At 63.5% G+C, this 25711-nt stretch carries 18 protein-coding genes, 2 tRNA genes and 1 riboswitch; of the genes, 10 read left to right on the forward strand and 10 right to left on the reverse strand.

The window, feature by feature from the left end:
- Positions 1 to 129: 129 nt before the first annotated feature.
- From AB4Y81_RS12535 to AB4Y81_RS12560, 6 genes are all read right to left on the reverse strand, one after another.
- Positions 130 to 570 (reverse strand): hypothetical protein, encoded by a 441-nt coding sequence (locus tag AB4Y81_RS12535; protein WP_416429541.1) that lies wholly within the window; start codon positions 568 to 570, stop codon positions 130 to 132.
- 8 nt (positions 571 to 578) lie between these two features.
- Complete coding sequence (locus AB4Y81_RS12540; protein WP_039239748.1) at positions 579 to 1232, reverse strand: bacterial proteasome activator family protein; 654 nt, start codon at positions 1230 to 1232, stop codon at positions 579 to 581.
- A 79-nt stretch (positions 1233 to 1311) separates the two neighbouring features.
- The gene (locus tag AB4Y81_RS12545; RefSeq protein WP_018777927.1) at positions 1312 to 1503 is read right to left on the reverse strand and encodes a YbdD/YjiX family protein; all 192 of its coding nucleotides are present in this window, start codon (positions 1501 to 1503) and stop codon (positions 1312 to 1314) included.
- A complete protein-coding gene (locus AB4Y81_RS12550) occupies positions 1503 to 3773 on the reverse strand; it encodes a carbon starvation CstA family protein (protein WP_039239745.1) in 2271 nt (756 codons plus the stop codon). The genes AB4Y81_RS12545 and AB4Y81_RS12550 overlap by 1 nt, the downstream gene beginning before the upstream one ends.
- 158 nt (positions 3774 to 3931) lie before the next feature.
- Complete coding sequence (locus AB4Y81_RS12555; protein WP_055973252.1) at positions 3932 to 4489, reverse strand: PadR family transcriptional regulator; 558 nt, start codon at positions 4487 to 4489, stop codon at positions 3932 to 3934.
- A gap of 30 nt (positions 4490 to 4519) precedes the next feature.
- The gene (locus AB4Y81_RS12560; protein WP_039239742.1) at positions 4520 to 5503 is read right to left on the reverse strand and encodes an NAD(P)H-quinone oxidoreductase; all 984 of its coding nucleotides are present in this window, start codon (positions 5501 to 5503) and stop codon (positions 4520 to 4522) included.
- A 101-nt stretch (positions 5504 to 5604) separates the two neighbouring features.
- On the opposite strand from AB4Y81_RS12560, the gene AB4Y81_RS12565 reads away from it, so the two are divergent.
- The 4 genes from AB4Y81_RS12565 (at position 5605) to AB4Y81_RS12580 (ending at position 12057) form a co-directional block, all read left to right on the forward strand.
- Positions 5605 to 5695: transfer RNA gene (locus tag AB4Y81_RS12565), tRNA-Ser, on the forward strand.
- Between the two features lie 190 nt (positions 5696 to 5885).
- A complete protein-coding gene (locus AB4Y81_RS12570; protein WP_018777931.1) occupies positions 5886 to 6671 on the forward strand; it encodes a VOC family protein in 786 nt (261 codons plus the stop codon).
- Between the two features lie 178 nt (positions 6672 to 6849).
- Positions 6850 to 7341, forward strand: a complete 492-nt coding sequence (locus AB4Y81_RS12575) for a septum formation family protein (RefSeq protein ID WP_018777932.1) — start codon at positions 6850 to 6852, stop codon at positions 7339 to 7341.
- Between the two features lie 183 nt (positions 7342 to 7524).
- The gene (locus AB4Y81_RS12580; RefSeq protein WP_441996010.1) at positions 7525 to 12057 is read left to right on the forward strand and encodes an ExeM/NucH family extracellular endonuclease; all 4533 of its coding nucleotides are present in this window, start codon (positions 7525 to 7527) and stop codon (positions 12055 to 12057) included.
- Positions 12058 to 12135: 78 nt separating this feature from the next.
- On the opposite strand, the gene cycA is transcribed toward AB4Y81_RS12580, so the two are convergent.
- Together cycA and AB4Y81_RS12590 are read right to left on the reverse strand one after the other, a co-directional pair.
- Positions 12136 to 13596, reverse strand: coding sequence for a D-serine/D-alanine/glycine transporter (gene cycA, locus AB4Y81_RS12585; RefSeq protein WP_441996011.1), 1461 nt, complete (start codon positions 13594 to 13596; stop codon positions 12136 to 12138).
- A 146-nt stretch (positions 13597 to 13742) separates the two neighbouring features.
- Positions 13743 to 13841: riboswitch (glycine riboswitch) on the reverse strand.
- Positions 13842 to 13916: 75 nt separating this feature from the next.
- Positions 13917 to 15854 (reverse strand): FAD/NAD(P)-binding protein, encoded by a 1938-nt coding sequence (locus AB4Y81_RS12590; RefSeq protein ID WP_441996012.1) that lies wholly within the window; start codon positions 15852 to 15854, stop codon positions 13917 to 13919.
- A 60-nt stretch (positions 15855 to 15914) separates the two neighbouring features.
- On the opposite strand from AB4Y81_RS12590, the gene AB4Y81_RS12595 reads away from it, so the two are divergent.
- Positions 15915 to 18182: a prolyl oligopeptidase family serine peptidase gene (locus AB4Y81_RS12595; RefSeq protein ID WP_441996013.1), complete on the forward strand. Its 2268-nt coding sequence runs from the start codon at positions 15915 to 15917 to the stop codon at positions 18180 to 18182.
- A gap of 143 nt (positions 18183 to 18325) precedes the next feature.
- A tRNA-Ser gene (locus AB4Y81_RS12600) sits at positions 18326 to 18413 on the forward strand.
- A gap of 111 nt (positions 18414 to 18524) precedes the next feature.
- Here the strand turns inward: AB4Y81_RS12600 and AB4Y81_RS12605 are convergent.
- Both AB4Y81_RS12605 and AB4Y81_RS12610 read right to left on the reverse strand, forming a co-directional pair.
- Positions 18525 to 19964: an MFS transporter gene (locus AB4Y81_RS12605; RefSeq protein ID WP_275777998.1), complete on the reverse strand. Its 1440-nt coding sequence runs from the start codon at positions 19962 to 19964 to the stop codon at positions 18525 to 18527.
- A 112-nt stretch (positions 19965 to 20076) separates the two neighbouring features.
- Positions 20077 to 22242 carry a RecQ family ATP-dependent DNA helicase gene (locus tag AB4Y81_RS12610; protein ID WP_416429534.1) on the reverse strand — a complete coding sequence of 722 codons (2166 nt, stop codon included), beginning with the start codon at positions 22240 to 22242 and terminating at the stop codon, positions 20077 to 20079.
- A gap of 140 nt (positions 22243 to 22382) precedes the next feature.
- Between AB4Y81_RS12610 and AB4Y81_RS12615 the strand changes: the two genes are divergently transcribed.
- The 4 genes from AB4Y81_RS12615 to AB4Y81_RS12630 are packed head-to-tail and all read left to right on the forward strand — an operon-like array spanning position 22383 to position 25677.
- On the forward strand, positions 22383 to 23801 hold the full coding sequence (locus AB4Y81_RS12615) for a phosphomannomutase/phosphoglucomutase (RefSeq protein ID WP_441996014.1): 1419 nt from the start codon (positions 22383 to 22385) through the stop codon (positions 23799 to 23801).
- Between the two features lie 10 nt (positions 23802 to 23811).
- Entirely contained in the window at positions 23812 to 24726 is a 915-nt protein-coding gene (locus AB4Y81_RS12620) for a hypothetical protein (RefSeq protein WP_441996015.1), read from the forward strand.
- A complete protein-coding gene (locus AB4Y81_RS12625) occupies positions 24723 to 25187 on the forward strand; it encodes a hypothetical protein (RefSeq protein ID WP_039239729.1) in 465 nt (154 codons plus the stop codon). The genes AB4Y81_RS12620 and AB4Y81_RS12625 overlap by 4 nt, the downstream gene beginning before the upstream one ends.
- 22 nt (positions 25188 to 25209) lie before the next feature.
- A complete protein-coding gene (locus AB4Y81_RS12630; protein ID WP_018777942.1) occupies positions 25210 to 25677 on the forward strand; it encodes an RrF2 family transcriptional regulator in 468 nt (155 codons plus the stop codon).
- Positions 25678 to 25711: the final 34 nt, after the last annotated feature.

The raw sequence follows: 25711 nt of genomic DNA on the forward strand, positions 1-25711 counted from the left end.
GTCATGGGCCGATTATGACGAAGATCAGCTATCCGCTTAACTTCTTGCATGCAGGGAATAGGGGCGCACGCGTGTAGTTGTCAACGCCTGCCTTATTTCCGGATCACTTCCGATTACTTGGTTTCCGCATCAGGGATTGAGTTGGCGCTCCGCGTCGGCCACCTGCTCGAAGACGGACTCAGCACGGCGCCGCACGGATAATGCACCGACCGGTACAGGACCTACAGCCAGACGCAACATCGCCGCAGCCTCAGCCGTGGTGGCGAGCGAGTTGCCGGCTTTGGACAGCGCCCGGTGCACGCCCGCGAGCGCTCCTGGCACGTCCAGCCCATCGCTGGGCGAGCGCTTTTGGGCCTCTACGCAGATGCTCCGCACCCGTGGGGACAACCCCGCCAGTTCATTGGCGATCTCCACAAGCTCGTTGTAGAGCTGCTCGTCGTCCACGCCTTCAAGGACCTGGTGATAACGGTCCAGCCCGCGATGGAAGCGGTCGTGGGCGCGGCGCCACAGGCCCTTGCCGAGCTCAAGATCGTCCTTCCGTCCCTGCCGGACGGCCCCAAAGAAACCCACCCGCGAACTCAGAGGTACTGGCCCGGGCCGTGGTCGGGATCTTCCGGGCGTCCATTGGAAGCAGCACCCGAAGCCCCGGGCGCAGCAGCCCGCTGAGGTTGCCCGTTTTCGCCAATGATGATGCCCGGCGCGATGACCGTACCCGGGGGCAGCTGCCGAAGCTGCATTTGCGCGGCAGCGTGTTCTTTCGCTGCCTGCTGGGCGGCAATGGCTGCCTGGATGCCATGGAACAGCCCTTCCAACCAGCCCACCAGCTGGGCCTGTGCGATGCGAAGCTCAGCGTCCGAGGGGGCCTTGTCCTCGGGAAACGGGAGGCTGATGCGTTCCAACTCATCAATGAGCTCAGGTGCCAACCCATCTTCGAGCTCCTTGATGGACCGCTCGTGGATCTCGGCGAGGCGACCGCGCGCTGCATCATCAAGCGGGGCGCTCTTAACTTCTTCCAGAAGCTGACGGATCATCGTGCCGATCCGCATCACCTTGGCAGGCTCGTCCACCAGTTCCTGAAGGTTGCTGGGCTTGGGCTTGACGTCGTTCGCTGCCTCGCCCTGCGGGGATTGCCCGCCATTGGGCGCAGCCGCATCCCCGTCCAGTGTGGTTCCTTCCACGGGAGTGTCGTCCGAAGCCTCATCCGTGGGCTGAATGTCGTTCAGATCGCTCATTCGTTCATACTCTCATGTGCTTCCCGTGAACCTCCGGCCACAGCCGGATTTTGGACTTCGTTCGTAGCGAAACTACAGCTCAGCAGCAGCGGCCCTGGGGATTGCTGTCCTGCCGGTCCATCCGGTCCCGCCAAAACTCGCGTTCGGTCATGGCGGGACCGGCGTGGCCGGAGGCGGTGAAGTGCTCAAGGTATTTCGTGTACGCGTCAGCGCCCATAAGCGAACCCATGTATGCGGCAAAGCCCCGAAAGCCCCTGGTGACCGCGTTCATCAGTGATGCCCCGCCTTGTGGGTGCGCTTGTCAGCAGGCAACGCGTTCCATTCGGCGAGCAGCGCTTTCTCAGCCGGGGTGGGAAGGAGTCCTGCAGGAGCAAACACCTTGGACGGCACGGCAGGATCTTCATGATCCTGTCCCCCACCGGCCCGGATGGCCTTGACGGTGGCGATCAGGGCCGTGAGGATCACGATGATGCTCAAGACCACAAAGATCACCGACAACCATCCCTGAATGGCCGTATTCCGGACGACAGCTTCCATGGCCGCGACGCTCTTGGCCGTGCCGAACTCCGTCTTGCCATCAGCAAGTGCCTTGGAGAATGCCTGGTTGTTGGCGAAATAGCCTACGGCCGGTACCGGGGAGAAGATCTTGTGGAAGCTGGCAGTGATGGTGACGACAGCCGCGAAAGCCAGCGGGACGGCCACGATCCACAGCCACTTGAACGTGCCCCGCTTGGCCACGATGGCCAGGCACACCGCCAGGGCGATGGCTGCCAGCAGTTGGTTGGCGATGCCGAACAGCGGGAACAGCGTATTGATGCCGCCCAGCGGATCCGTCACACCCATCAACAGCACAGCGCCCCAGGCACCCACCATGATGGCCGTGCAGAGCCAGGCACCGGGGCGCCATGAAGCTTCCTTGAACTTGGGAACAAAGTTGCCGATGGAATCCTGCAGCATGAACCGGGCAACGCGGGTTCCGGCGTCCACGGCGGTAAGTATGAAGAGCGCCTCGAACATGATGGCGAAGTGGTACCAGAACGCCATCATGGCGGGACCGCCGATGAACTGCTGCATGATGTGCGCCAAGCCAACTGCCAGCGTCGGGGCACCGCCGGAGCGGGAGATGATGCTTTCCTCGCCCACGTCCTTGGCCGTCTGGGCCAGCACGTCCGGGGTGATGTTCACGTTGGCCAGGCCCAGGCTGTTCACCCAGGTGGCGGCTGACTCCACCGTGCCGCCGGTCAGTGCCAGGGGCGCGTTCATGGCGAAGTAGATGCCGCGGTCAATCGAGATTGCAGCCACGAGCGCCATGATGGCCACGAACGACTCCATCAGCATGCCGCCGTACCCGATGAAACGGGTCTGTCGTTCCTTCTCGATCAACTTGGGCGTGGTCCCCGAGGAAATGAGGGCGTGGAAACCGGACAAGGCACCACAGGCAATCGTGACAAACAGGAACGGGAACAGCGCGCCGGAGAACACCGGGCCGTTCTCGCGGCCCGCGAACTCGCTGAAGGCAGGGACGGTGATTTCCGGCCGCACAACGATGATGGCGAGGGCCAGCATCACGATCACGCCGATTTTCATGAACGTGGAAAGGTAGTCGCGCGGCGCGAGCAGCAGCCACACGGGCAGGATCGCGGCAATGAATCCGTAGATGATCAGGCCCCAGGCGATGGTCACCTTGTCCAGGTGGAAGAATGCCGCACCCCACTCGGTACCAGCCACCGCACCGCCGCCGATGATGGCCGCCATGAGCAGCACGAAACCAATGATGGAAACCTCCATCACCTTGCCGGGCCGGATGAACCGAAGGTACACGCCCATGAACAGCGCAATCGGGATGGTCATTCCAACGGAGAAGACGCCCCACGGGCTCTCACCCAGGGCATTGACCACTACCAGCGCAAGGATGGCCACGATGATGATCATGATCAGCAACGTTGCGATCAAGGCCGCTGTACCGCCAATGACTCCCAGTTCCTCACGGGCCATCTGGCCCAGGGACCGGCCGCCTCGACGCATCGAGAAGAACATCACCAGATAGTCCTGCACGGCACCGGCAAACACGACGCCGATGATGATCCAGATGGTGCCTGGAAGGTAACCCATCTGCGCCGCGATGACCGGACCCACCAAGGGGCCTGCACCGGCGATCGCCGCGAAGTGGTGCCCGAACAGGACGTTCCGGTCCGTGCGGACGTAGTCCTTGCCGTCGGCCTTGTACTCGGCGGGCGTAGCCCTTCGGTCATCCGGCTTCAGCAGGTAGCGTTCAATGACCTTCGAATAGAAGCGGTAGCCGATGAGGTAGGTACAGACTGCGGCGAAGACAAACCAGATGGCATTCACCGTCTCGCCGCGAACCAGGGCGAGCATGAACCACGCCACTGCACCGAGCAGCGAAATCGCCACCCAAAGACCGATTTTCGCCGGAGTCCATTTGCGTTCCTCGGCGTCCCGGGCGGAATGGTCCACCGCGGGTGCAGGCAGCGTAGGATCAAGTCCTTCCATGAGTCCGGTCTGGTCAGGATTCTTGCCCATATCTCCTCCTTGAGAACTGCTGCGCTGCCTTGGCTCGGACGTGCGTCACGGGCAAGTTAGCAATAAGGTTCCCCGGGAAGTGGCCGTACTCACCGCCGGATCCGTTGGCTGCGCTGAGCGGTAGCCTGCCTGCGGCAAACGGTGGGCCGGTTGTACAGCTAGCTGGCACCAGCGGTGCTTGACCCGCCCTTGCCCAGGCTCTGCACCATGCGGGCTTCGCACAGGTCCAGCCACCGGACTTCGGCCTCTGCCTGGAACACCAGGGAATCGAGCACCAGCAGGAACGCCGTGTCTGCTGAGCGCTGGTTGGCCGAGACCGCTTTGCGCGCCTGGGTGTGCTCCTGCAGCGCCTTGACGGAAACTTCGCGCTGGGACTGGATCACCGCAGCGGCATCCACCCCGGGCATGGTCACGGCGAGCGCGAGTTTGATGGCGATCTCGTTCCGCGGCGGATTTCCCCGGTCGACAGCCCCGGAAAACCACGCCGCGACTTCCGCGACCCCAGCTTCAGTGATGCTGTAGATGACGTGCCCGCCGCCGTCGTCGCCGTCCTTGCTGACCAGGCCGTCGCGCTCAAGCCGGTCCAAGGTGGTGTAAACCTGGCCGATGTTCAGCGGCCAGGCGGCGCCGGTCCGGTCCTCGAATTCGACACGCAACTCATAGCCATACCTGGGCTGGTCCTGGAGCAGGGCCAGAAGGCTGTGCCGGATGGACATGGAGCTCCTTGCTGCGGGTTGGCTGGAATGTCAGAGGAGCAAGAGGACCTTGCCCACGTGCTCCCCCGAGTCGAAGTACTCATGCGCTTCGCGGACCTGGTCCAGCGGGAAAGTCTTGGCGACGAGCGGCGTGATACGACCGTCGGTGACCATGGGCCACACGGACTCGCGCACCGCCGTCATGATGATGCCTTTTTCGGCAACCGAACGGGGCCTGAGGGCTGTGCCGATCACGGCTGCACGCTTGCTGAGGAGCTGGCCCAGGTTGATCTCCGCCTTGGCGCCGCCCTGCAGCCCGATGATGATGAGCCTGCCGTACTCAGCGAGCGCGTCGACGTTCTGCTGGAGGTACTTGGCACCCACGACGTCGAGGATAACGTCCGCGCCTTTGCCGCCGTTTTGTGCCTTGAGGCTTTCAACGAAGTCTTCTTCGGTGTAGTTGATGGCGATGTCGGCCCCGAGGAACGCCTTGGCCGTGCCGACTTTTTCATCCGACCCCGCAGTTGCCGCAACTGTGGCACCGTAGGCTTTCGCGAGCTGGATGGCCATGGTGCCGATTCCGCCGGTGGCGCCGTGGATGAGCACCGTCTCGCCGGGTTGCAGCTGGGCCGTCATGATGAGGTTCGAGTACACGGTCGCGGCAACCTCCGGCAGGGCAGCTGCGGTGATCAGGTCCACGCCTTCAGGAACGCGGAGTACCTGTTCGGCAGGAACCGCCACCTGTTGGGCGTAGCCGCCGCCGGAAAGCAGCGCCACTACCTTGTCCCCCACGGAGAAGGCCTTGGTAACGCCGGGGCCGAAGGCGGAGATCCGACCGGAAACCTCGAGTCCGGGGATTTCCGATGCCCCGGGCGGCGGTGGATAGAAGCCGCGGCGCTGCTGGACGTCCGCACGGTTCAGGCCCGCAGCAACGACGTCGATCAGTACCTCGCCATCGCCCGGCACCGGAGAGGGGACCTCGCGGACCTCGAGGACTTCGGGCCCGCCCGGCTCTGGGATAAAGACGGCTTTCATGACGAACTCCCGGTTTCTTGCTTGTCCGCCGGCCCCGGGACGGGGACTGGTGGACGTGATGTTTTGGAACAGCCAACTCCCTATGAAACACTACTAGGCGAGGAAGGTTGTCCGAGCGGCCTAAGGAGCTGGTCTTGAAAACCAGTGTGCGGTAACCCCGTACCAAGGGTTCAAATCCCTTACCTTCCGCCAACGAATGCCCCGGGTTCTTCAACCCGGGGCATTTTTGTTGCTTCCGCTACCTGCTCGCCACCCCGCTCCGGGAACCGTCTTCCGGCAGATCATTGAAAGTGTCAGACCCCCGGCATAGTGTTCTGACTGTCTCCACACGACCGACATCAGACGCGGTTTTCATCGCGGAACAACAACAGGAGCCTCACCTATGCCAACCCCTGACATCGCTCCGGGAGCACCTTGCTGGATCGACCTGATGACCTCCGATACCGAACAGGCGAAGTCTTTCTACGGCACCCTTTTCGGTTGGACGTTCGAGACCGGCGACCAGGAGAAGTACGGCGGCTACATCACAGCGTCCAAGGACGGCCGGATGGTTGCAGGGATCATGCAGAAGCAGGAGGACATGGGAGCCATGCCGGATGTGTGGTCCACTTACCTGCGCACCGATGACATCAAGGCAACCACGGAAGCCGCAGCTGCCAACGGCGGCCAGGTGTACCTGGAACCGATGGAGGTTCCCGAGCAAGGCAGCATGGCCATGTACGGTGACTCTTCGGGTGCCTCGATCGGTGCTTGGCAATTCGGGGAGATGAAGGGCTATGAGATCGCAGCCGAGGCCGGCGCTCCGGCTTGGCATGAGCTCCTCTCCAAGGATTACGACTCCGCGGTCGCCTTTTACCAGAAGGTGTTCGGCTGGGAAACGGACGTCATGAGCGACACCCCTGAGTTCCGGTACACCACCCTCGGCTCGGGAGACAACGCGCAGGCCGGCATCATGGATGCCTCCGGCTTCCTCCCCCCGCAGGTCCCTTCCATGTGGAGCGTGTATTTCGCGGTGGCGGACACCGATGCCACCGTTGAGCAGGCTGCGGCCTTGGGCGCCACCGTCATGGAACCCGCCGAAGAGACGCCCTTCGGCCGCCTGGCAACGTTGTCCGATCCCACGGGTGCAGTCTTCAAGGTGATCCAGGAGCAGGGCCAGACGGCCTAGACTATGAAAATTCGGGTCCGGCCGGTCTGCCTCCTACCCAGGGGCAGTCCGGCTGGAGCCTCTCATCGTCGGCCTTGGGGGATCGACCGGCGTGGGAATACCTTGTTGGGTCCCTCATCGTTGACCACAGGGCCTTTCCGATCAGGAATCCTGTGCTCCTTCTGGAATGAGGACCAGAATGCTCCACCTTTCAAAGACCCTCAGGGCTGCTGCCGTGCTGACCATGGCATCGCTGGCACTGGCGGGATGTTCGCTCATCAGCAGCGGGGACGCCAAGCGGGATGAATCCGGCAAAGCAACGGAATCGTCCAAAGCTGACGCCTTCAAAGTGAAACTGGGCGACTGCATCGCCAACCCTGATACCCAGGAAGTCGTGGACGTCACCATCATTCCGTGCGACCAGAGCCACGACCTCGAGGCCTACGCCGTCACCAAAATGGACACGTCCGCGTTCCCCGGTGACACCGAAGTGGGCACCAAGGCAGAGGAGTTCTGCGGTGCCCAGTTCGCAACTTTCGTAGGCGTACCCTTCGAAGAGTCCGCCCTGGATGTCACTTTCCTCCACCCCACCAGCGATTCCTGGAAGACCGGCGATCGTGAGATCGTCTGCCTGATCGGCGCTGCTGCTGGAGCCGCAACCACCGGAACCCTCAAGGGCGCGGCCAAGTAGGAGCCTCGGTGGCCGGGAGAACCTTCCGGCCACCGATGCGCCACCTCCCATTCATCCGTTCGTGTTCAGCTATGCCCGAGGCAGCTTTACCCCGGAGTAACTTCCGGGCATATCGCCCACTTCACAAGACAGCGGGCGTCGTCCACAGGGCCCCACAGGGCTCCCTAATGAAAGTTAGAGCGGATGCAACATCAATATTGGAAATCAGCTGCGGGAACGGTCCTGTCAGTCGGGTTGCTTGCAGCCCCGCTGACCGCGGCACCCGCCTTCGCGGCGGACGATCCGGCAGCACCCACCGGCACTTCGCCAGTGGTAATCAATGAGGCGTACCTCAGCGGCGGCAGTACCGGCGCCGCCTTCAAGAACAAGTTCGTGGAGCTCTACAACTCCTCGGACACTCCCGTCAGCCTGGCCGGATGGTCCCTGCAGTACAGATCAGCCACCGCCACTACGGCACCTACCGGCATCACTCCCTTGACGGGCAGCATCCCGGCCAAGGGCTACTACCTGGTTCAGGGAGCCACGAACAACGGCAGTTCCACGGCCCCGAACCTCCCAACGCCCGATGTGCAGGCAACCGGCACTATGAATCCCAGTGGCACCACGGGAACCCTGGTCCTGGCCAAGCAAGCCAACGCGGTCTCACCGCTCCCTGCCGGCTCGGTCACCGGAAACCCCGCCATTGCCGACCTCCTTGGCTACGGCACCTCCAACACCTTCGAGACCGCCGCAGCCAGCGCACCTGCCGGCAACGCAGACGTCAAGAGCCTGAATCGAACCAACGGTGTGGACACCGACTCCAACGCCGCCGATTTCAGCCTCAGCACCACCATCACCCCGACAGGTTCCAACGGCGGAACCCCGCCCACGGACCCCGGTCCGCAGCCCGGCGTCAAGACCATCGCAGAGATCCAAGGCACCGGCACGGCAAGCCCGTTCGTAGGCAGCACCGTCACGACGCGCGGCAAGGTCACGGCCGTCTACGCAACCGGCGGATTCAACGGCTACTACGTCCAGACCCCCGGAACCGGCGGCGACGCCGGCGGGGCGGCCAGGACGGCGTCGGACGCTTTGTTCGTCTACTCGCCTACGACGGCGGCAACGGTACAGCCGGGTGACTACCTGGAACTCACCGGAGCGGTGAGCGAATTCGCCAACCAGACGCAGATCACGGTCGAAGCCGCAGGCTTGAAGAAGCTCAGCGAGGCTGCGCCCGAGGTCAAGTCCACCCCGTTCTCCCTGCCGGCCAATGAAGCCGCCCGTGAGAGCCTGGAGGGCATGCTCGTCGCTCCGCAGGGCGAGTTCACCGTCACGGACAACTACTCCCTCAACCAGTACGGCGAGGTCGGCCTGGCGGCCGGCACATCACCACTGGTGCAGCCGACGGCAGTGGCAACTTACGGTTCGCCGGAGTATGCCGCTGTGGTTGCCGATAACGCCCTGCGGGCCATCAAGCTCGACGACGGCGCGTCCACGAACTTCCTCAAGGACGCCACCACCAAGGCACAACAACTGCCCTACCTGAGCACCTCTGATCCGGTGCGGGTGGGATCGCCGGCACAGTTCCGCACCGACGTGATCCTGGGCTACGGCAACAACTCCTGGAAATTCCAGCCGCTGACCGCGCTGACCCCGGCCAACGCGGACTCAGTCCAGCCTGCGTCGTTCACCTCCACCCGGCCCGACGGTCCGGCCAACGTTGGTGGAAACCTTAAACTGGCGTCCTTCAACGTGCTCAATTACTTCCCCACCACCGGTGACCAGCTGAGCGGCTGCGTCTTCTACACCGACCGCGAGGGCAACCCGATTACGGTCAAGGAAGGCTGCAACGCCCGCGGAGCCGCCAACGCGGAGAACTTCGAGCGCCAGCAGGCCAAGATCGTAGCAGCCATCACCAAGTCCGGCGCGGACGTCATATCCCTTGAAGAGATCGAGAACTCGGCACAGTTCGGCAAGAACCGCGACGATGCCCTGTCCAAGCTGGTTGACGCGCTCAACGTCAAGACTCCGGGTGTTTGGGACTACGTGCGGACTCCGGCCAACGCTCCCCCGCTGAGCGATGAGGACATGATCCGCACCGCGTTCATCTACAAGAAGGCCGCTGCCGAGCCCGTGGGCGAGTCCATCATCCACAACGACACCGTGGCTTTCGCAAGTGCCCGCAAGCCGCTGGCACAGGTATTCAAGCCGGTGGGCGCTGCCGACGACAAGAAGTTCATAGCAATCGTGAACCACTTCAAGTCCAAGGGTTCCGCGGCCACCCCGGACGATACCGACAAGGGCCAGGGTGCCTCAAACATCGCCCGCACCAGGCAGGCCGAATCGTTGCTCGCATTCTCCAAGGACCTGCAGGCTTCCAAGGGCACGGATAAGGTCTTCCTCATCGGTGACTTCAACGCCTACGCCAAGGAAGATCCCATCAACGTCCTGACGGGCGCCGGCTACACCGACCTTGAGGCCGGCACCGGCAAACACTCCTACCTGTTCGGTGGCTTGGTGGGTTCGCTTGACCACATCCTCGCTTCCCCGGCGGCTGCGGAAAAAGTCACCGGGACCGACATCTGGAACATCAACTCCGTAGAGTCCGTCGCGCTGGAATACAGCAGGTATAACAACAACGTGACCAACTACTACGCCGCGGACGAATTCCGGGCCAGCGACCACGACCCCGTGGTGGTTGGACTGAACCTGACTCCCGACGCACCGGCCACCGTTGACCTGCAGTTCCTGGGCATCAACGACTTCCACGGCCGCATCGACACCAACACCGTGCTCTTCGCAGGAACCGTGGAGAAACTCCGTGCCGCTGCAGCACCGGGCGCAACGGCGTTCATCTCCGCTGGTGACAACATCGGCGCTTCCTTGTTCGCGTCGTCAGTGGCGAAGGACCAGCCCACCATCGACGTCCTCAACGCGCTGGAGCTGCAGGCTTCCGCTGTGGGCAACCACGAGTTCGACGGCGGTTGGCAGGACTTGCGCGATCGAGTCATCGCCGGAGGAACCAACGCGAAGTTCGCCTACTTGGGTGCGAACGTCTACCAGAAGGGCACCACCACCCCGGTCCTGCCGGAGTACAAGGTACTGGACATGAACGGGATGCGCGTGGCCGTGATCGGCACCGTCACCCAGGAAGTTCCCTCCTTGGTAACTCCGGCCGGAATTGCCGATCTTGAGTTCGGGGACCCCGTGGAAGCCATCAACCGGGTGGCGGCAAAAATCAAGGCTGAGAACCAAGCAGACCTGATCATTGTGGAGAACCACGACGGCGCCGCTTCCGGCACGCCCGAAGGCGCCACTTTGGAACAGGAAGTCGCAGCAGGCGGACCGTTCGCCAAACTGGTCAACGAAACCACTCCTGACGTCGCTGCCATCTTCACCGGCCACACGCACAAGGAGTACGCCTGGGACGCACCGGTCCTGGACGCCAACGGCCAGCCCACAGGCAAGACCCGGCCGATCGTGCAGACCGGCAACTACGGCGAAAACGTGGGCAGCGTGACGCTCACGGTAGACACCGCAAGCAAGTCCGTCACCGCCTACAAGGCCGCCGTGGTGGACCGGACGACCGATACCGCCGAGAGCCTCGTGGCCAACTACCCGCGGGTGGCGGCAGTGAAGACCATCGTGGACAAGGCCCTTGCCCAGGCTGCCGAGATCGGCAACCAGCCCGTGGGTGCAGTGACCGCTGATATCACCACCGCCTTCACCCCGGACCCCGCCGGCGGGGCTCCCAAGCGTGACGACCGCGCGAGCGAGTCCACGCTGGGAAACCTGGTGGCGGACTCACTGGTGGACACGCTCAAGGCGCCTGAACTGGGCTCGGCGGAGATCGGCGTCGTAAATCCCGGCGGCCTGCGCAACGAGCTCTATTACGCACCGGACGGCACCATCACCTACGCCGAGGCCAACGCGGTGTTGCCGTTCGTGAACAACCTCTGGACTACGTCCCTGACCGGCACGCAGTTCAAGACACTTCTTGAACAGCAGTGGCAGACCAACCCGGACGGCACTGTTCCCAGCCGCCCGTACCAGCAGCTGGGTCTGTCCAAGAACGTCAACTACACCTATGACGCCGCCCGCCCTGCAGGTGACCGCATCACCGGCATCTGGGTGAACGGCGCCGTGATCGACCCCGCCAAGCAGTACAGGATCGGCACCTTCAGCTTCCTGGCAACCGGCGGTGACAACTTCCGGGTCTTCAAGGAAGGCAGCAACACCAAGGACACCGGCCTGGTGGACCGTGATGCGTGGATCAAGTACCTGCGCGAACACAACCCGGTGTCCCCGGACTTCGGGCGCCGTTCGGTTGCCGTCGCCAACTCGACGGCGGCCCAGGTGAAGTCCGGTGAGCCAATCACCCTGGCTGTTTCCAAGCTGAACCTGACGTCGATCGGCAGCCCGGCCAACGCCTCGCTGAACGCCGTCTTCGTGGACAGCAAGGGCGCCGCTGTGGCGCTCGGTTCCGTGCCGGTGACGGCAGGCGCGGCCACGGTGAACCTCAAGGTTCCCGCGGCGGCAGCTGCAGGTACCGGCACCCTGGTGCTGACCGCCGTCGAAAGTGGAACGGTGGTGAAGGCTCTGATCACTGTGGCGGACAGCGGACCGCAACCGCCCCAGTGCACCCCACCCACCAAGCCGTCCAAGTGGTACGACATCGTGGGCTGGCTGCGGTATGCCTTCGCTTGGTTGGACTACCAGAAGTGCTTGAGGGGCTGACCACTCCCGGCAAAAGCAACATAAGCAGGGCCCTTCACGCAGCCAGCGTGAAGGGCCCTGCTTTTGCGTTCGGGAAGCCTACTTGGTGGCCGGCTCCGGCTCGGCCGTCCTCTCAGCATCCCGCTGCAATTCGGCCTGGAACGCCGCGTAGCGTGCCAGGTGCGCGGGCCGGCGCCGAAGGATGATCCACGCGACCCCCAGAATCACAAACCACACTGGGGTGGCGAGCAAGGCAATCAGGGTGTCCGGCTGGGTGGTAAGGGCCCACAGCACGAAAGCGAAGAACGCGAACACCACCCACACCATCACCACGCCACCGGGCATCTTGAACGCTGACGACTCGTGCAGGTGTGGCCGGCGCTTCCTGAAGGCAAGGTAGCTGGCCAGGATGATCGACCAAACGAACACGAAGCACACCGCGGACACTGTGGTCACCATGTCGAAGGCCTTGCCAACGTCCTGGCCGGCGTACATGAGCACGACGCCGGACAGCAGCAGGACGCAGGACAGGAACAGGGCGTTGCGGGGTACTTTGCGTCCGGAGAGGGCGCCAAACACCTTAGGCGCGTCGCCCTCCTGGGCGAGACCAAACACCATGCGGGACGTGGAATAGATGCCGGAGTTGGCAGAGGACATGGCCGATGTCAGCACCACGAGGTTGACGATGGTGGCCGCTGCGCCGAGGCCTGCCAGGGAAAACATCGCGATAAACGGGCTGTGGCCGGCGGCGAACTGCGTCCACGGTGTGACGGACATGAGGATGATGAGGGCACCGACGTAGAACAGCAGAACCCGGATGGGGATCGAGTTGATGGCCTTGGGGAGGTTCTTCTCCGGGTCCTTGGCTTCGGCAGCGGTGGTGCCCACCAGTTCGATGCCCACGAACGCGAACACGGCGATCTGGAAACCGGCCACGAAGCCCATGAACTCGTTCGGGAAGAAGCCGCCATAGCTCCACAGGTTGGAGAAACCGGCCGGACCGGCGTCGGACTCGAAGCCGCTGAAGATCATGAACAGGCCAACAATGATGAGCGCAGCGATGGCCACGATCTTGATGAGCGCGAACCAGAACTCCGTCTCACCGAAGGCCTTCACGGTGGCCAGGTTCAGGAGCAGGAGAATGCCGATGGTGATGAGTCCCGGAACCCACAAGGGCAGGGAAGGCCACAATTCCTTGGAGTAGCCGGCGATGGCGATCACGTCGGCGATCCCGGTGATGACCCAGCAGAACCAGTAGGTCCAGCCGGTGAAGAACCCGGCCCAAGGGCCCAGGAGGTCGGCGGCGAAATCGCTGAAGGACTTGTAGTTCAGGTTGCTGAGGAGCAGTTCGCCCATGGCACGCATGACGAAGAACAGCATGAAGCCGATGATCATGTATACAAAAATGACGGATGGGCCGGCTGCGGAAATGGTCTTTCCCGAGCCCATGAAAAGGCCGGTGCCAATCGCTCCACCGATGGCTATGAGCTGGATGTGGCGGTTGCTGAGCTGGCGTTCGAGATGGGGTGAACCGGCACTCGCGGAAGGATGAATCGTCAAAGGAACTCCGTCGTTCAGGCGGCACAAGGTGCCGCATTGATTCGGGTTCCTCCCCGCTCTGTACGTGGACCTGAGAGTTTCCGCGGGCATGGGCCTGCTTGCACCTTCGGTGAGTCCGGTGTGGCCGGACTGCTTTCCAGAGTTGCCTCGCCGCGGCGGTACATGGGCCTGAGAGATTCCTGGGGAGGGTTTGCTCCTACGGCGCCTGACGGGATGTACCGGCAGGACTCTCCCGCCGCAGATCAAAAGCGCGCACACCCTTGCGGGTGATGCAGCTCACACAGTAACGAAGGCTGGCAGGCAACGCAAGCCTGTGACGGCTAGAGGCCCAGGATGCTGCGGGCGATCTCGTCAGCGTCGCGCAAGGTCCGCTGGCCGCTGGCATAGGCCCGCCCGGAGCGGGGACGGGCTTCGGCGGCAATGGCATTGCCCCACTGCGACGCGGACAACTGCAAGCCCAGAACGTACATGTTTTCCGTGATGGATCCGTTGGCGGCAATGGGACGGTAAGGGTGCGGCTCAACGTCCAGGCCGGTGGTTTGCATGGGCGTCCCCTCCACACTCATCATGATCTTGGTCCGCACCAGGCCGTCGGCCATGAGCTGCTCGAGCAGCGGAGAAATGTTGATGCCCACCCTGTTGGCGGGTGACATCGCTTCGATCAGGGTGCGTGCTTCAGCGGGTCCCTCGTGGACCCAGGGTGACGCCGCCCGGAACACTTTGGCGCCACGATCGACGCTGAACTTGGGGTCCGGTCCCACAAAACTCACGACGCCGGCACGCGCCAAGGCGGCCAGCTGCTCCGAACGCAGCGCAGGAGGTCCGCTGGCCAACCCTTCGACAAACGACTCGAACCAGCCGCGCAGCCCTGCCAGCCAGGACTCGTCGGTGATGCCGCCGTCGGCTACAACGGTCTTGAGGATGGCACGGCCGGTGTGGAGCGCGCCGATGGCCATCTTCACGGGGTCCGATTCGCCCAGCGCCGAACGCCGCGCGTCGTCGTCCAGGTACGCGGTGATCGCAGCATCCAGGTCACGCCGTGACGCGAACGTCCGGCCTGCCAACGGCGCCGCGAGCCCGCGCAGGTTCAAACGCCGTGATGCCGCCACATGCTTTTCAACCAGGACCTCCACGTCGCTTTCCCAGTTTGCCGTGGTGTGGGCATGCGGTTGGAGCGCGTCTTCGAGGTCGGCCAGGAACTGCGCCGGGTCCTTGATCGCGGCCGGCTGGGACCGGGCCAGCGTCGAGTAGTAGGCCCACAGCGCGTCCCGGTGCAGCAAGGGCCACAGGTCATGGTCGAAGCCGGGCTGGATGCCTGCGGCCCGGAACCGGTCCACTGCGTCCTCGGTCAGGTAGCGCATGGTGATGCTGCGCGGGTAATAGCCCTCCAAACCGGCCTTCGCCCGGTACGGCGTTCCCCTGCGTGACGCGGCGATGATCCTGGGCTCCCGGCCCGAGGCCCGGTACTCCAACACCCCGGCACCGGGCGCTCCGGCTTCAAGGAACTTGCCGCCGCGGCCTTCGGTCAGCTGGCCCATCACATCAAAGAAGTTCAAGCCCATGCCGCGGACAAGAACCGGCTCATTGTCCGGCACAACCTGCCAGTCAACGTCGGCGGGCGGTGCCGGCGGGAAGTACAGCAGGCCCAACTCGTCAGCTGCGCGCTTGAATGATTTCTGCTCCGGATTCAGCCGTGATTCGATGTGCCCCAGAGCCAGCACCACCGAATCGACGGTGAGCGTGCCGCCGTCGGCCAGTTCGACGTCGAACATCCCGTCCACGGGCCGCGCCGCAACGGCGAGCGTTTCATGGAAGGTGACTTCCACGCCGTCGGGCTTCCGCTCCAGCAACCCGGCCAGGGTTTGGCGCAGGTACCGCCCGTACAGCGCACGGCTGGGGAAATCGTGGGACTCGAGCGTGGCCAGCTCTGCCATTTCGGCGTCGTTCAGCCCGGCACCGTCGCGACGCCGGGCCTCGCGCCACTGGTCGAAGGAACCACCCGCCAACGGTGCCGCCAATCCGGAATCCTCGGGGATGAGGGTGGGATAGAACGACTGGGTGTTCATCAGGTAGAGGCGCGACTGTTCCGGCTGCCACACGTGTCCGGAGCCGGCGGGGTACGGATCCACCACATGGACCTGCAGGGCGGCGCCTTCAGCTCTCTTCGCAGCCCAATTCGCGAGCAACCGTTCGAGGACACTGGTGCCCCGAGGGCCTGCCCCCACAAGGGCAACACGGTTGATTTGGGATTTAGCCACGCTCCAGCCTAACTTCTGCGTGACTTGCTTACCGTCGAAGTGTGTTGCTTGGATGGGGCGATGACCACCACAGAAGCTGATCCGTCGCCACTTTCCGGGAATGACACCGCGCCGGCCTCCGGACCGCGCCACGCGGCGGAGTCCGCACCTGAGCCCACGGATGAAAACGCCTGGCTTGAGGACATCCACGGCGAAGAGCAGTTGGCCTGGGTCAGGGAACAGAACGCCCGCACCGAGGAACTGCTCGAAGACGCCGATTACGCGGCGGTCGAGTCCGGCATCCTGGAAGTCCTGGACTCCACGGACCGGATTGCCATGGTCAACAAACGCGGCGATTTCTACTACAACTTCTGGAAGGACCAGGAGCACCCCAAGGGCCTTTGGCGCCGCACCACCTGGGAGAGCTACCTCACCGAGGATCCCGAGTGGGATGTACTGCTCGACGTCGATGCCCTTGCCGCTGCTGAAGGTGTTGAGTGGGTGTTCCACGGTGCCGGTTTCCTCCGTCCTTCGGACGGCGCAGAGTACCGCTTTGCCATGGTTTCGCTCTCCCCCGACGGGGGCGACGCCGACCGCCACCGCGAGTTCGACGTCGAAACGCGAACCTTCGTGGACCCGGCAGCAGGTGGCTTCGACATTCCCACAGCCAAAGGCAACATCAGCTGGTTGGATGCCGACACCCTTCTCGTGTCCAGCACAGCTGAAGGCTTGCCCGCCACGTCGTCCTCCTATGCACGGACCGGCGTCAAGCTTCGCCGCGGGCAGTCGCTCGCGGACGCTGAGCGCCTGTTCGAAATTCCGGAGAACCACATGCTGGCCACGGTGGCGCACGATTCCACCCCCGGTTTCGAGCGAACCTTCGCCGTTGACTACATCGATTTCTACAACCGCAGTACGTGGCTGCTGCGCGACGACTCGTGGGTGGCCATTGACGTGCCCACCGATGTCAACATCAGCGTCCACCGCGATTGGCTGCTTTTCCGCCCCCAGGGCGACTGGGAAGCAGCGGGGGTCACGTACCCGGCCGGCTCCCTGCTGGCCGCAGATTTCGAAAGCTACCTGGCTGGCCCGGCTGAGTTGCTGGTCCTGTTCACCCCTGATGCGCACACGTCATTGCAGTCCTGGAGCTGGACCAAGGATTACCTGCTGCTGAACCTCCTCCGGGACGTCTCCTCCGAGATCAGGGTCCTGGATCCGTCGGCTGTTGACGCCTCAGGCTCGTGGGCCTCCACCGTCCTGGACGCCTGCCCTCCCCTGCATGACGTCAATGCCTACGCCGTGGATGATGAGGACGTCTCCGACTCCGGAGCCGGGAACGACTTCTGGTTGGTGGCCACAGGCTTCACGACACCCACCACTTTGACCCGGGGTACGCTTTCGCCTGCAGCAGCGCAGGACGCGGCCGACGGTGGCGTGGCCGACGGTGGCGTGGTGAGCCGGCACACCGAGGTGAAGCGGTCGCCGTCGTTCTTCAACGAAGCCGCCTACGAGGTCCAGCAGCACTTCGCGGTTTCCTTGGATGGCACCAAGGTTCCGTACTTCCAGGTGGCCTCCAAGGACCTGGTACTGGACGGGGAGAACCCCACCCAGCTCTCCGGCTACGGCGGGTTCGAAGTTTCCCGTACCCCGGCGTACAGCGGGACGATCGGGCGCGCCTGGCTGGAGCGCCGTACTGCGGGCATAGCGTCCGACGACGGGGCTGCCGCCCACTCACGCGGCGGCGTGTACGTGGTTGCCAACATCCGCGGCGGCGGGGAGTATGGCCCCTCGTGGCACCGTGCAGCACTCCAGGAGAACCGTCACCGTGCCTACGAGGACTTCGCCGCAGTAGCCAAGGACCTGATCTCGCGTGGCGTGACCAGTCGTCGTCGCCTGGGCTGCGTCGGCGGCTCCAATGGTGGCCTGCTGGTGGGCAACATGCTGACCCAGTACCCGGAACTGTTTGGCGCTGTCTCCTGTGGTGTGCCCCTCCTGGACATGCGCCGGTACACCAAGCTCTCGGCGGGCTACTCCTGGATTGCCGAGTACGGTGACCCGGATGTGCCGGAACAATGGGATTTCATCCGGACGTTCTCGCCGTACCACCTGCTTCGGGACGGCGTGGAGTACCCCGAAACCTTCATCTGGACGGCAACCTCTGACGACCGGGTGGGGCCGGTGCAGGCCCGGAAGATGGCGGCACGGATGCAGGCCATGGGGATTCCGAACGTCTGGTTCCACGAAGCCCTCGAAGGTGGGCACGCGGGAGCCTCGGACAACCGGCAGGCTGCAGCACTGCAGGCACGGAGCAACCACTTCCTGTGGGTTTCCCTGGCCGGAAGCAACTGACGCCTGTTTCGATGGTTCCCTGCGCACAAGGCCACGCGCACGGCACGAATAGCAGCGGAACATCGAAACGGACACCCGGCTCTGGCGTGTTTTGCGCTGGACGGCAGGTTCTGCGTATCCTTGGTGGGCTAGCAATAGCAAAGGGAGACGTGCCAGAGCGGCCGAATGGGCTTCACTGCTAATGAAGTGTGGGGCACAACTCCACCGGGGGTTCAAATCCCCCCGTCTCCGCGAACAGGCCCCGGTTTTCGAACCGGGGCCTTTTGCGTTTAAGCGAGCCAATGGCCGTGGCAGCGCCCGTGGCAGCGCCAGCGACCAAGCCGGGACGCCCGCCGGCAGGGTTCAGGCGCGCTTTGCCCCGGCTGAGGTACCGCTGACCTCGGCTCCTGCGTGACGGTGGAGGGTCAGGCTGTCCACCGTACTGATGAGCATCAGGACGGCCATGGCGATGAAAGCACCCTTGTATGCCCCCACCTGGTCCGTCCCGAAAAGACCCGTGGCTTCGAAGAGGCGCAGGAACAAAGCTCCCACCGCGATCCCGGCCGCGGCTGCCAACTGAACGAGGGTTGCCGAGATGGCGTTGGCCGAGGGCAGCTGCCCCGGGACGATGTCCGCATATTGCACCGAAGCGTAGGCGGAAAAACCAATGGAGCGGAAGGCTCCGCTGAACAGCAGCAAAGCGAAAATCAGCGGTTCCGGTGTTTGGGCGTCAAGGAACGCGCACAAAGCGAACGTTACGGCGGAAGCGAACGACGCGAAGACAAGCACGGCTTTGAACCCGAAGCGCCTGATTAGCGGCGTGGTGGCAGGTTTGATCCCGATATTGCCGACGAAGACTGCCGCCACCATGACGCCGGCCTTCAGCGGGTCCCAGCCGAATCCATCCTGGAACATCAGGGGCAACAAGAAGGGGACCGAACTGATGGTCAGCCGGTAGATGAAGCCACCGGTTGAGGTCGCCCGGAAAGTCCTGGTACCGAAGACGCTGAGGTTGAACAGCGGAACTTTTGCTTTCCCCATCCACCAGACCGCCCCTGCCAAGGACAGCACTCCGGCGGTTACCACCACTACAGCGAGGACATTGGATGCATGGCCGCCCAAGGTTTCCAGCCCCACCACCAACGCCCCGACGCCAAGGGTGGTCAGCATCAGCCCGAACCAGTCAAGGCGGCGCTTTCCATCGAATTGCGTCCGAGGCACCAGCCGAAGTGCAGCGATGAAGGCTGCCAGGCCCAGCGGGACGTTGATGAGAAAGATCCAATGCCAGGAAAGGAACGTTGTGAGGGCGCCACCGACCATCGGCGCAAGTACCGGCGCGAGGAGCCCAGGCCAAACCAGATAGGCCGTTGCCCGGAGGAGCTCGGATTTCGGCGTACCCCGCAGGACCACCAGTGTCCCGACAGGAACCATCATGGCCCCGCCCATCCCTTGGGCCACCCGGCTGAGTGTGAGCATGGTCAGGTCGGTGCTCACGGCGCAGAGCAGGGAAGCAATGGTGAAAACGGCTATGGCCAGGCAGAAGATCCGGCGAGCGCCGAACCGTTCAGCGAGCCAACTGCTCAGTGGGATTCCCATCGCGACCGTCACCAAGTAGGCCGTCATGGTGATGTTGATGTCGGCCGGTGCGACTCGGAAGTCGGACGCAATGCTCGGAATAGCGGTGGTCAGGATAGTCCCGTCAAGGAACTCCATGAAAAACGTCGCGGCCACCAACAAGGCCAAGCGGGGGCGCCAACTGGTCTCGCTGGCTTCTTCGATGCCTGCGCTGGGTCTTGTGGTCATGGCTCCGGTCCAAGTTCGTCGCTGGTGCTCCACGAAGGCAGCAGGGGGCGTTTCCTCGATCCTATAGACCAGGTGTGGGAGCGATCACAAAATGACGCTTTCCTACCTTCCGCTACCCCGCTTGCGCCAACGCAAGTGGGAGGACCGCTGCTACGCCTGCCTGCCGCAAAGCCCGCGCCGATACCGTCATCGTCCAGCGACTGTCGACCAGATCGTCCACCAACAACACAGGCTGGCTCCCAATATCGGCAAGAGCCTGGGCAAGTTCAGGCCCGACCACCAGCCGATCCCAAACGCCGGCGAGCCTGTAGGCGCTGTTGCCGCCACGCGCGCCGGTTGGACCACCGTGAGCCGGCTGCAGCTGCCCCAAGTACGGCATTCTGCCTATTCCGGCTATCCCCTGGGCCAGCGAATCCACGAGTTGCGGTTTGCTTCGCGACGGGATGCTGACGACAGCCACCGGGCGTCCGACGCCGCTCCACGGCGTTCCGCCCTCGGCGCCTGACCACTCCCTCAGGACCTGCACGCATGCCTGCAGCATCCCCTGATCTACGGCCCGGTCCGGCGCACCGGCAGCAAACAGTTCACGGAGGGCGCCGCCCCAGCCAAGGTCTGTCAGCCTGGCCAGGACACGTCCCTCTGCAACGCTTTCGTCGGGTTTGATCTTTCCCTTGACGGCAACACCGAGCCGGTCCATTCCGCTGGGCCATTGAAGGCGCGGCTCTATTGCGATTCCTGCCCGGCGAAGAGTCTGATCTGCCGCCTCCACCGCCGAGTCCGCCACATCCACAGGGAACCATCGGCCCGTACAGTTGTCACAACGTCCACAGGCGGCAGCAGTTTCATCATCAAGCACCGAGGTGATGTACTCCATCCGGCAACCGGCCGTGTCCTGGTAGACCACCATGGAATCCTGCTCATCCACCCGCGCCTCGGCAATGCGCGCATAGCGTTCGGCGTCGTAATTCCATGGCCGGCCGGTTGACCGCCAACCGCCGCCAACGCGCTCGACGGCGCCATCCACCGCCAAAACCTTCAAGAGCAATTCCAGTGGCGTCCGGCGAAGGTCCACGCGGGCTTCCAATGCGACGGTGGACATGGCTGTGCCGGCATCGCCGAGGACAGCCAGCACGGCCGCTGCCTTCTCCTCGGACGGCATGGATGCCGTAGCGAAGTATTGCCAGATCTCGCGGTCTTCCGACCCAGGAAGGAGCAGTACATCGGCATTGGCGGCGCCACGGCCCGCGCGGCCGACTTGCTGGTAGTAGGCGACCGGTGATGATGGCGCCCCAAGGTGGATCACGAAGCCGAGGTCGGGTTTGTCGAAGCCCATGCCCAGGGCAGAGGTTGCCACCAGCGCCTTCACCTGATTGTCCTTGAGCAGTTGCTCTGCCCGTTCCCGGTCAGCGGGATCGGTCCTGCCTGTGTAAGAGAGCACGTTGTGTCCGGCTCCGGCAAGCAACCGCGCAGTGTCCTCGGCCGCAGAGACGGTGAGCGTATAAATGATGCCGCTCCCCGGCATGTCTGCAAGGTGGGTCAGCAGCCAGCCCAGCCGGTCCTTGGAGTCGGAGAGATTGAGGACCCCAAGACGCAGCGACTCCCGCCCCAAGCCCCCGCGGATGGTCAGCACTCCTGCGCCGAGCTGCTCTTCAATGTCATGGACCACCCTGGAGTTGGCAGTAGCAGTGGTTGCCAGGACTGGAACAGTCTCCGGCAACTGGGCGATGAGGTCGGAGATGCGGCGGTAATCGGGCCGGAAGTCGTGTCCCCAGTCGGAAATACAGTGGGCTTCGTCGATCACCAGAAGCCCTGTCCTCCGGATAAGCTCCGGAAGCTGGTTCTCCCGGAAGGACGGATTGGTCAGGCGCTCGGGAGACACGAGGAGAACGTCGACCTCGTCTGCCGCCAACTGGGCCAGGACTGTGTCCCATTCAAGGGCGTTGGCGGAATTGATGGCCACAGCACGGACACCTGCACGCGCAGCGGCGGCCACCTGGTCACGCATGAGCGCCAGCAGGGGTGAGACGATCAGGGTCGGTCCGGCTCCCCTGCGGCGCAAGAGCAAGGATGAAACGAAGTAGACGGCGGACTTTCCCCAGCCGGTGCGCTGGACCACGAGTGCCCTTCGGCCGGCATCCACCAAAGCCTCGATCGCTTCGAACTGGCCATCGTGGAACTGCGCCTCAGGGTGGCCTACAAGTTCGCGAAGGCAAGCCAGCGCCTCCTGCTGGGTTGTCGATTGCACGGGAGCGGCAGTGTTTGGGGAGTTGTTGGCCATGACCCCAGTATTCCAGTCGCCCCTGACAGCAAGACCGGAGCAGATCAGCTATGTGGATAAACAGCCGGTGGATGACTGCTATCCACGTGGGGAGGCCCCCGGTTCATGCCGTGCTGGGTAGCCACAGTAGGATTGAGCCCGTGACTAGCGAGCAGAACAAGACATTCGACCTCTCGGCATCCTTCAAGGCGTACGACGTCCGGGGGATCGTGGGTGAATCCATCACGTCTGAAATCGTCGAGGCAGTCGGCGCTGCCTTCATCGACGTCCTGGGCCTTGAGGGCGAAACTGTCCTGGTCGGTGGCGACATGCGTCCTTCGTCACCGGAGTTCAGCCAGGCCTTCGCCAACGGCGCGGCCACGCGTGGGGCCAATGTACAACTCCTGGACCTGATCTCCACCGATGAGCTCTACTACGCATGCGGCGCCCTGAATGCAGCCGGCGCCACGTTCACCGCCAGCCACAACCCCGCCGAATACAACGGCATCAAGATGGCCAAGGCCGGCGCCCAACCCATTTCTTCCGAAAGCGGATTGAAAGAGATCCAGGCACTCGCGGAGCAGTACCTGAACGCAGGCACCATCCCGTCCGCAGCGACGCGCGGCGAGATCGGTGTCCATGATGTCTTGAAGGACTACTCCGAGTACCTGCGCAAGCTGGTGGACCTTTCCGGTTCCCGGCCGCTGAAGATCGTGGTCGACGCCGGCAACGGCATGGCCGGCCTCACCACCCCTGCCGTCCTGGGAGACAAGTTGCTCCCGGCCCTGCCCTTCGAGATCATCCCGCTCTACTTCGAACTGGACGGTTCCTTCCCGAACCACCCCGCCAACCCGCTGGAACCGGAAAACCTCCGCGATCTCCAGGCGGCGGTCGTCAAACACGGCGCGGACATCGGTCTGGCGTTCGACGGCGACGCCGACCGCTGCTTCGTGATCGACGAAAAGGGCGAGCCCGTGTCCCCGTCGGCCATCACCGGCATGGTTGCCCRCCGCGAGATCGCCCGGGCACGGAAGGCCGGGGAAGAAACTCCAGTCATCATCCACAATCTCCTGACCTCAAAGGCCGTTCCCGAGCTCGTGGCAAAGGATGGCGGCCGTGCCGTCCGGACGCGTGTGGGGCACTCCTTCATCAAGGCAGTCATGGCGGAAGAAGGAGCGGTGTTCGGCGGGGAGCACTCCGCGCACTTCTACTTCAGGGACTTCTGGAACGCAGACACCGGCATGCTCGCAGCCATGCACGTACTCGCTGCCCTCGGAGAGCAGGACGGCCCGCTCTCCGAACTCGGCCGCCAATACGAACCCTACGTTTCGTCGGGCGAAATCAACTCCGAGATCGAAGACAAAGCCGGCGCCGTAGAGCGTGTCCGCGTCGACTTTGAAAGCGAAGACATCGAGATCGACCACATGGACGGCAGCACCTTCACCGCGAAGGACGGCAGCTGGTGGTTCAACCTCCGCCCGTCCAACACCGAGCCCTTCCTGCGGTTGAACGCCGAGGCCAAGGACCAGCCCACCATGGAGAAGATCCGCGACCGCGTCCTGGCGCTGGTACGCGGCTAGGCTTACAGCCGTGACGCAGCTTTCGCCCGAGGAACGGACCTCTCCCGAATCCGAATTGGCCGCTGTCGTGGCCGAGGCCTTGAAACTGGCCGACGCTCAATTGGTCCTCAACAAGAGCTTCGCCCCGTTCGTCTTCATGCTCGACGCTGAGGGCGCCGTCCACCGCGGCGAGGTCCCCCAGGAAATCCGGGGGACCATGCCCTCGGACCCGGAGGTATCCGTTAAGCTGACCGTCGATCTCTTTTCGGGCTATGCCGAAAACCTCTTCGCGATGGTCGCTGTATTGGATCCGGAGTCGGGCAAGAATGAGGACACGCTCCACCTCTGGGCCGAACACCGCAGTGGCATTGCCCAGCTCATCCGGGTGGACTTCACCCGCAAGAAATTCCTGAAGCACCCCACATTCAGCGAACCCCGGGTCGAGGCCCAGGCTGCCCACCTGTGGAATGGCGACACGGCCTCACCCGCGGAGGAATGGTGGCACCAAGGACTTTCGGAGCAGGCCATCCAGGATGTTTTCAAGCTTGTGGGTGTCGCAGTTCCGTTCGCCGAGGATCAGCTGTCCAGGAACGGAGTCCTGGCCCCATACGGCGCAAGCACCGATCTCTCCGGCGAGGTAGCGCACCGCATGGCCTACTTGGAGCCCAACGAGGATGACGAACTGGATTCCTCCGAAGCAATCCAGTTAATGACCGAAGGCTTTCGGCTGGAGAAAGACACACTGCGCGGAACCTGCATCGTGGCTGACGTCAGCATCAAGCTCGAGGAGGGCGGTGTTTTGGACGCCGTCAGACTGCACATCGAGCATTCCGAAGGGTTGTCAATGCACATCGTCAAGCCTTATGAGCTGGACGGCGAATCCGGCACGGTCGCCTTCGGCGAGTCAGCGGTGGTTCCCGCACAGGCCCAGGTGTGGTCAGTATGAGCGAACAACCAAACGACAGCACCCTGCCGGAAGAATCAGAAGAATCAGCCCAGGACCGCGAGCTCCGGGAGACCCTGGGCACTGGCCTCGGAACCGCCCAGGAGCATCTCCAACAGAATGGCGGCTTCTTCCCCTTCGGCATCACGCTCGGGAGTGATGGCGAACTCCGGATCGTCATGGTGACTCCCGGGGAACCTGACGAGGATGGCCAGGTCGATGCCGGTCAGATGCTGACCGATCTTCACGAACTCTTGCGCCAAGGCCGTGATGAATACCGTGCGGTTGCCATCGTCAGCGATGTCAGTTTGCCCGAACATGGTTCAGACGGCATTCACGGCGCGGCGGAGCACCGTGATGGTGCTGTTCTGGCCGCCATCATTCCGTATGTCCCGGGAGCTGAGGGATTTACCTTCGCTGCCATGGAACCGGACACCCACGAGCCATCCATCTGGGTGGACTAGACCTACGATCTAGACTGATTCCATGAAAATCAACGCCTTCGCAGATGTGAGCCTTCGGGCCATCATGGTGTTGGCCGCAGCTCCCGAGGGTGCACTGCTGACCACCCAGGCAGTGGCAGATGCTGTTGGAACTCCGTACAACCACGTCAGCAAGGCCATGGTCCGTTTGCGTTCACTTGGGCTGATCGACGTCGAACGAGGCCGGCTGGGTGGGTCCCGGTTGAACGAAGCCGGGCGGAAAGCCACTGTGGGCGAGGTGCTGCGCCATTTGGACAGCCGGCAGGACCCGGCAGAGTGCCAGTCCCCCACCAAGAACTGCCCCCTCATCACCGAGTGCGGACTCCGTCACGCCATGACGCGCGCCAGGGAGGCGTTCTACCGTGAGCTCGATGCGGTGGTCATCTCATCCCTTCCCCACGCCCGGCAGATGAACCCGGTGTTCCAGTCAATCGGTCTTCGGCCTGAGATCCGGATGCCTGCAGCGCAGTAGCGGCCCATAGCCTCGCGCAAAAGGCCTTCACGGA

The sequence above is a fragment of the Paenarthrobacter sp. TAF1 genome (assembly GCF_052113825.1).
Taxonomy (GTDB): domain Bacteria; phylum Actinomycetota; class Actinomycetes; order Actinomycetales; family Micrococcaceae; genus Arthrobacter; species Arthrobacter nicotinovorans.

Coding starts and splice junctions, on each gene's coding strand:
- AB4Y81_RS12540 (WP_039239748.1), bottom strand. CDS start 1,232: ATGAGCGATCTGAACGACATTCAGCCCACGGATGAGGCTTCGGACGAC.
- AB4Y81_RS12545 (WP_018777927.1), bottom strand. CDS start 1,503: ATGAACGCGGTCACCAGGGGCTTTCGGGGCTTTGCCGCATACATGGGT.
- AB4Y81_RS12550 (WP_039239745.1), bottom strand. CDS start 3,773: ATGGGCAAGAATCCTGACCAGACCGGACTCATGGAAGGACTTGATCCT.
- AB4Y81_RS12555 (WP_055973252.1), bottom strand. CDS start 4,489: ATGTCCATCCGGCACAGCCTTCTGGCCCTGCTCCAGGACCAGCCCAGG.
- AB4Y81_RS12560 (WP_039239742.1), bottom strand. CDS start 5,503: ATGAAAGCCGTCTTTATCCCAGAGCCGGGCGGGCCCGAAGTCCTCGAG.
- AB4Y81_RS12570 (WP_018777931.1), top strand. CDS start 5,886: ATGCCAACCCCTGACATCGCTCCGGGAGCACCTTGCTGGATCGACCTG.
- AB4Y81_RS12575 (WP_018777932.1), top strand. CDS start 6,850: ATGCTCCACCTTTCAAAGACCCTCAGGGCTGCTGCCGTGCTGACCATG.
- AB4Y81_RS12580 (WP_441996010.1), top strand. CDS start 7,525: ATGCAACATCAATATTGGAAATCAGCTGCGGGAACGGTCCTGTCAGTC.
- AB4Y81_RS12595 (WP_441996013.1), top strand. CDS start 15,915: ATGACCACCACAGAAGCTGATCCGTCGCCACTTTCCGGGAATGACACC.
- AB4Y81_RS12605 (WP_275777998.1), bottom strand. CDS start 19,964: ATGACCACAAGACCCAGCGCAGGCATCGAAGAAGCCAGCGAGACCAGT.
- AB4Y81_RS12610 (WP_416429534.1), bottom strand. CDS start 22,242: ATGGCCAACAACTCCCCAAACACTGCCGCTCCCGTGCAATCGACAACC.
- AB4Y81_RS12625 (WP_039239729.1), top strand. CDS start 24,723: ATGAGCGAACAACCAAACGACAGCACCCTGCCGGAAGAATCAGAAGAA.
- AB4Y81_RS12630 (WP_018777942.1), top strand. CDS start 25,210: ATGAAAATCAACGCCTTCGCAGATGTGAGCCTTCGGGCCATCATGGTG.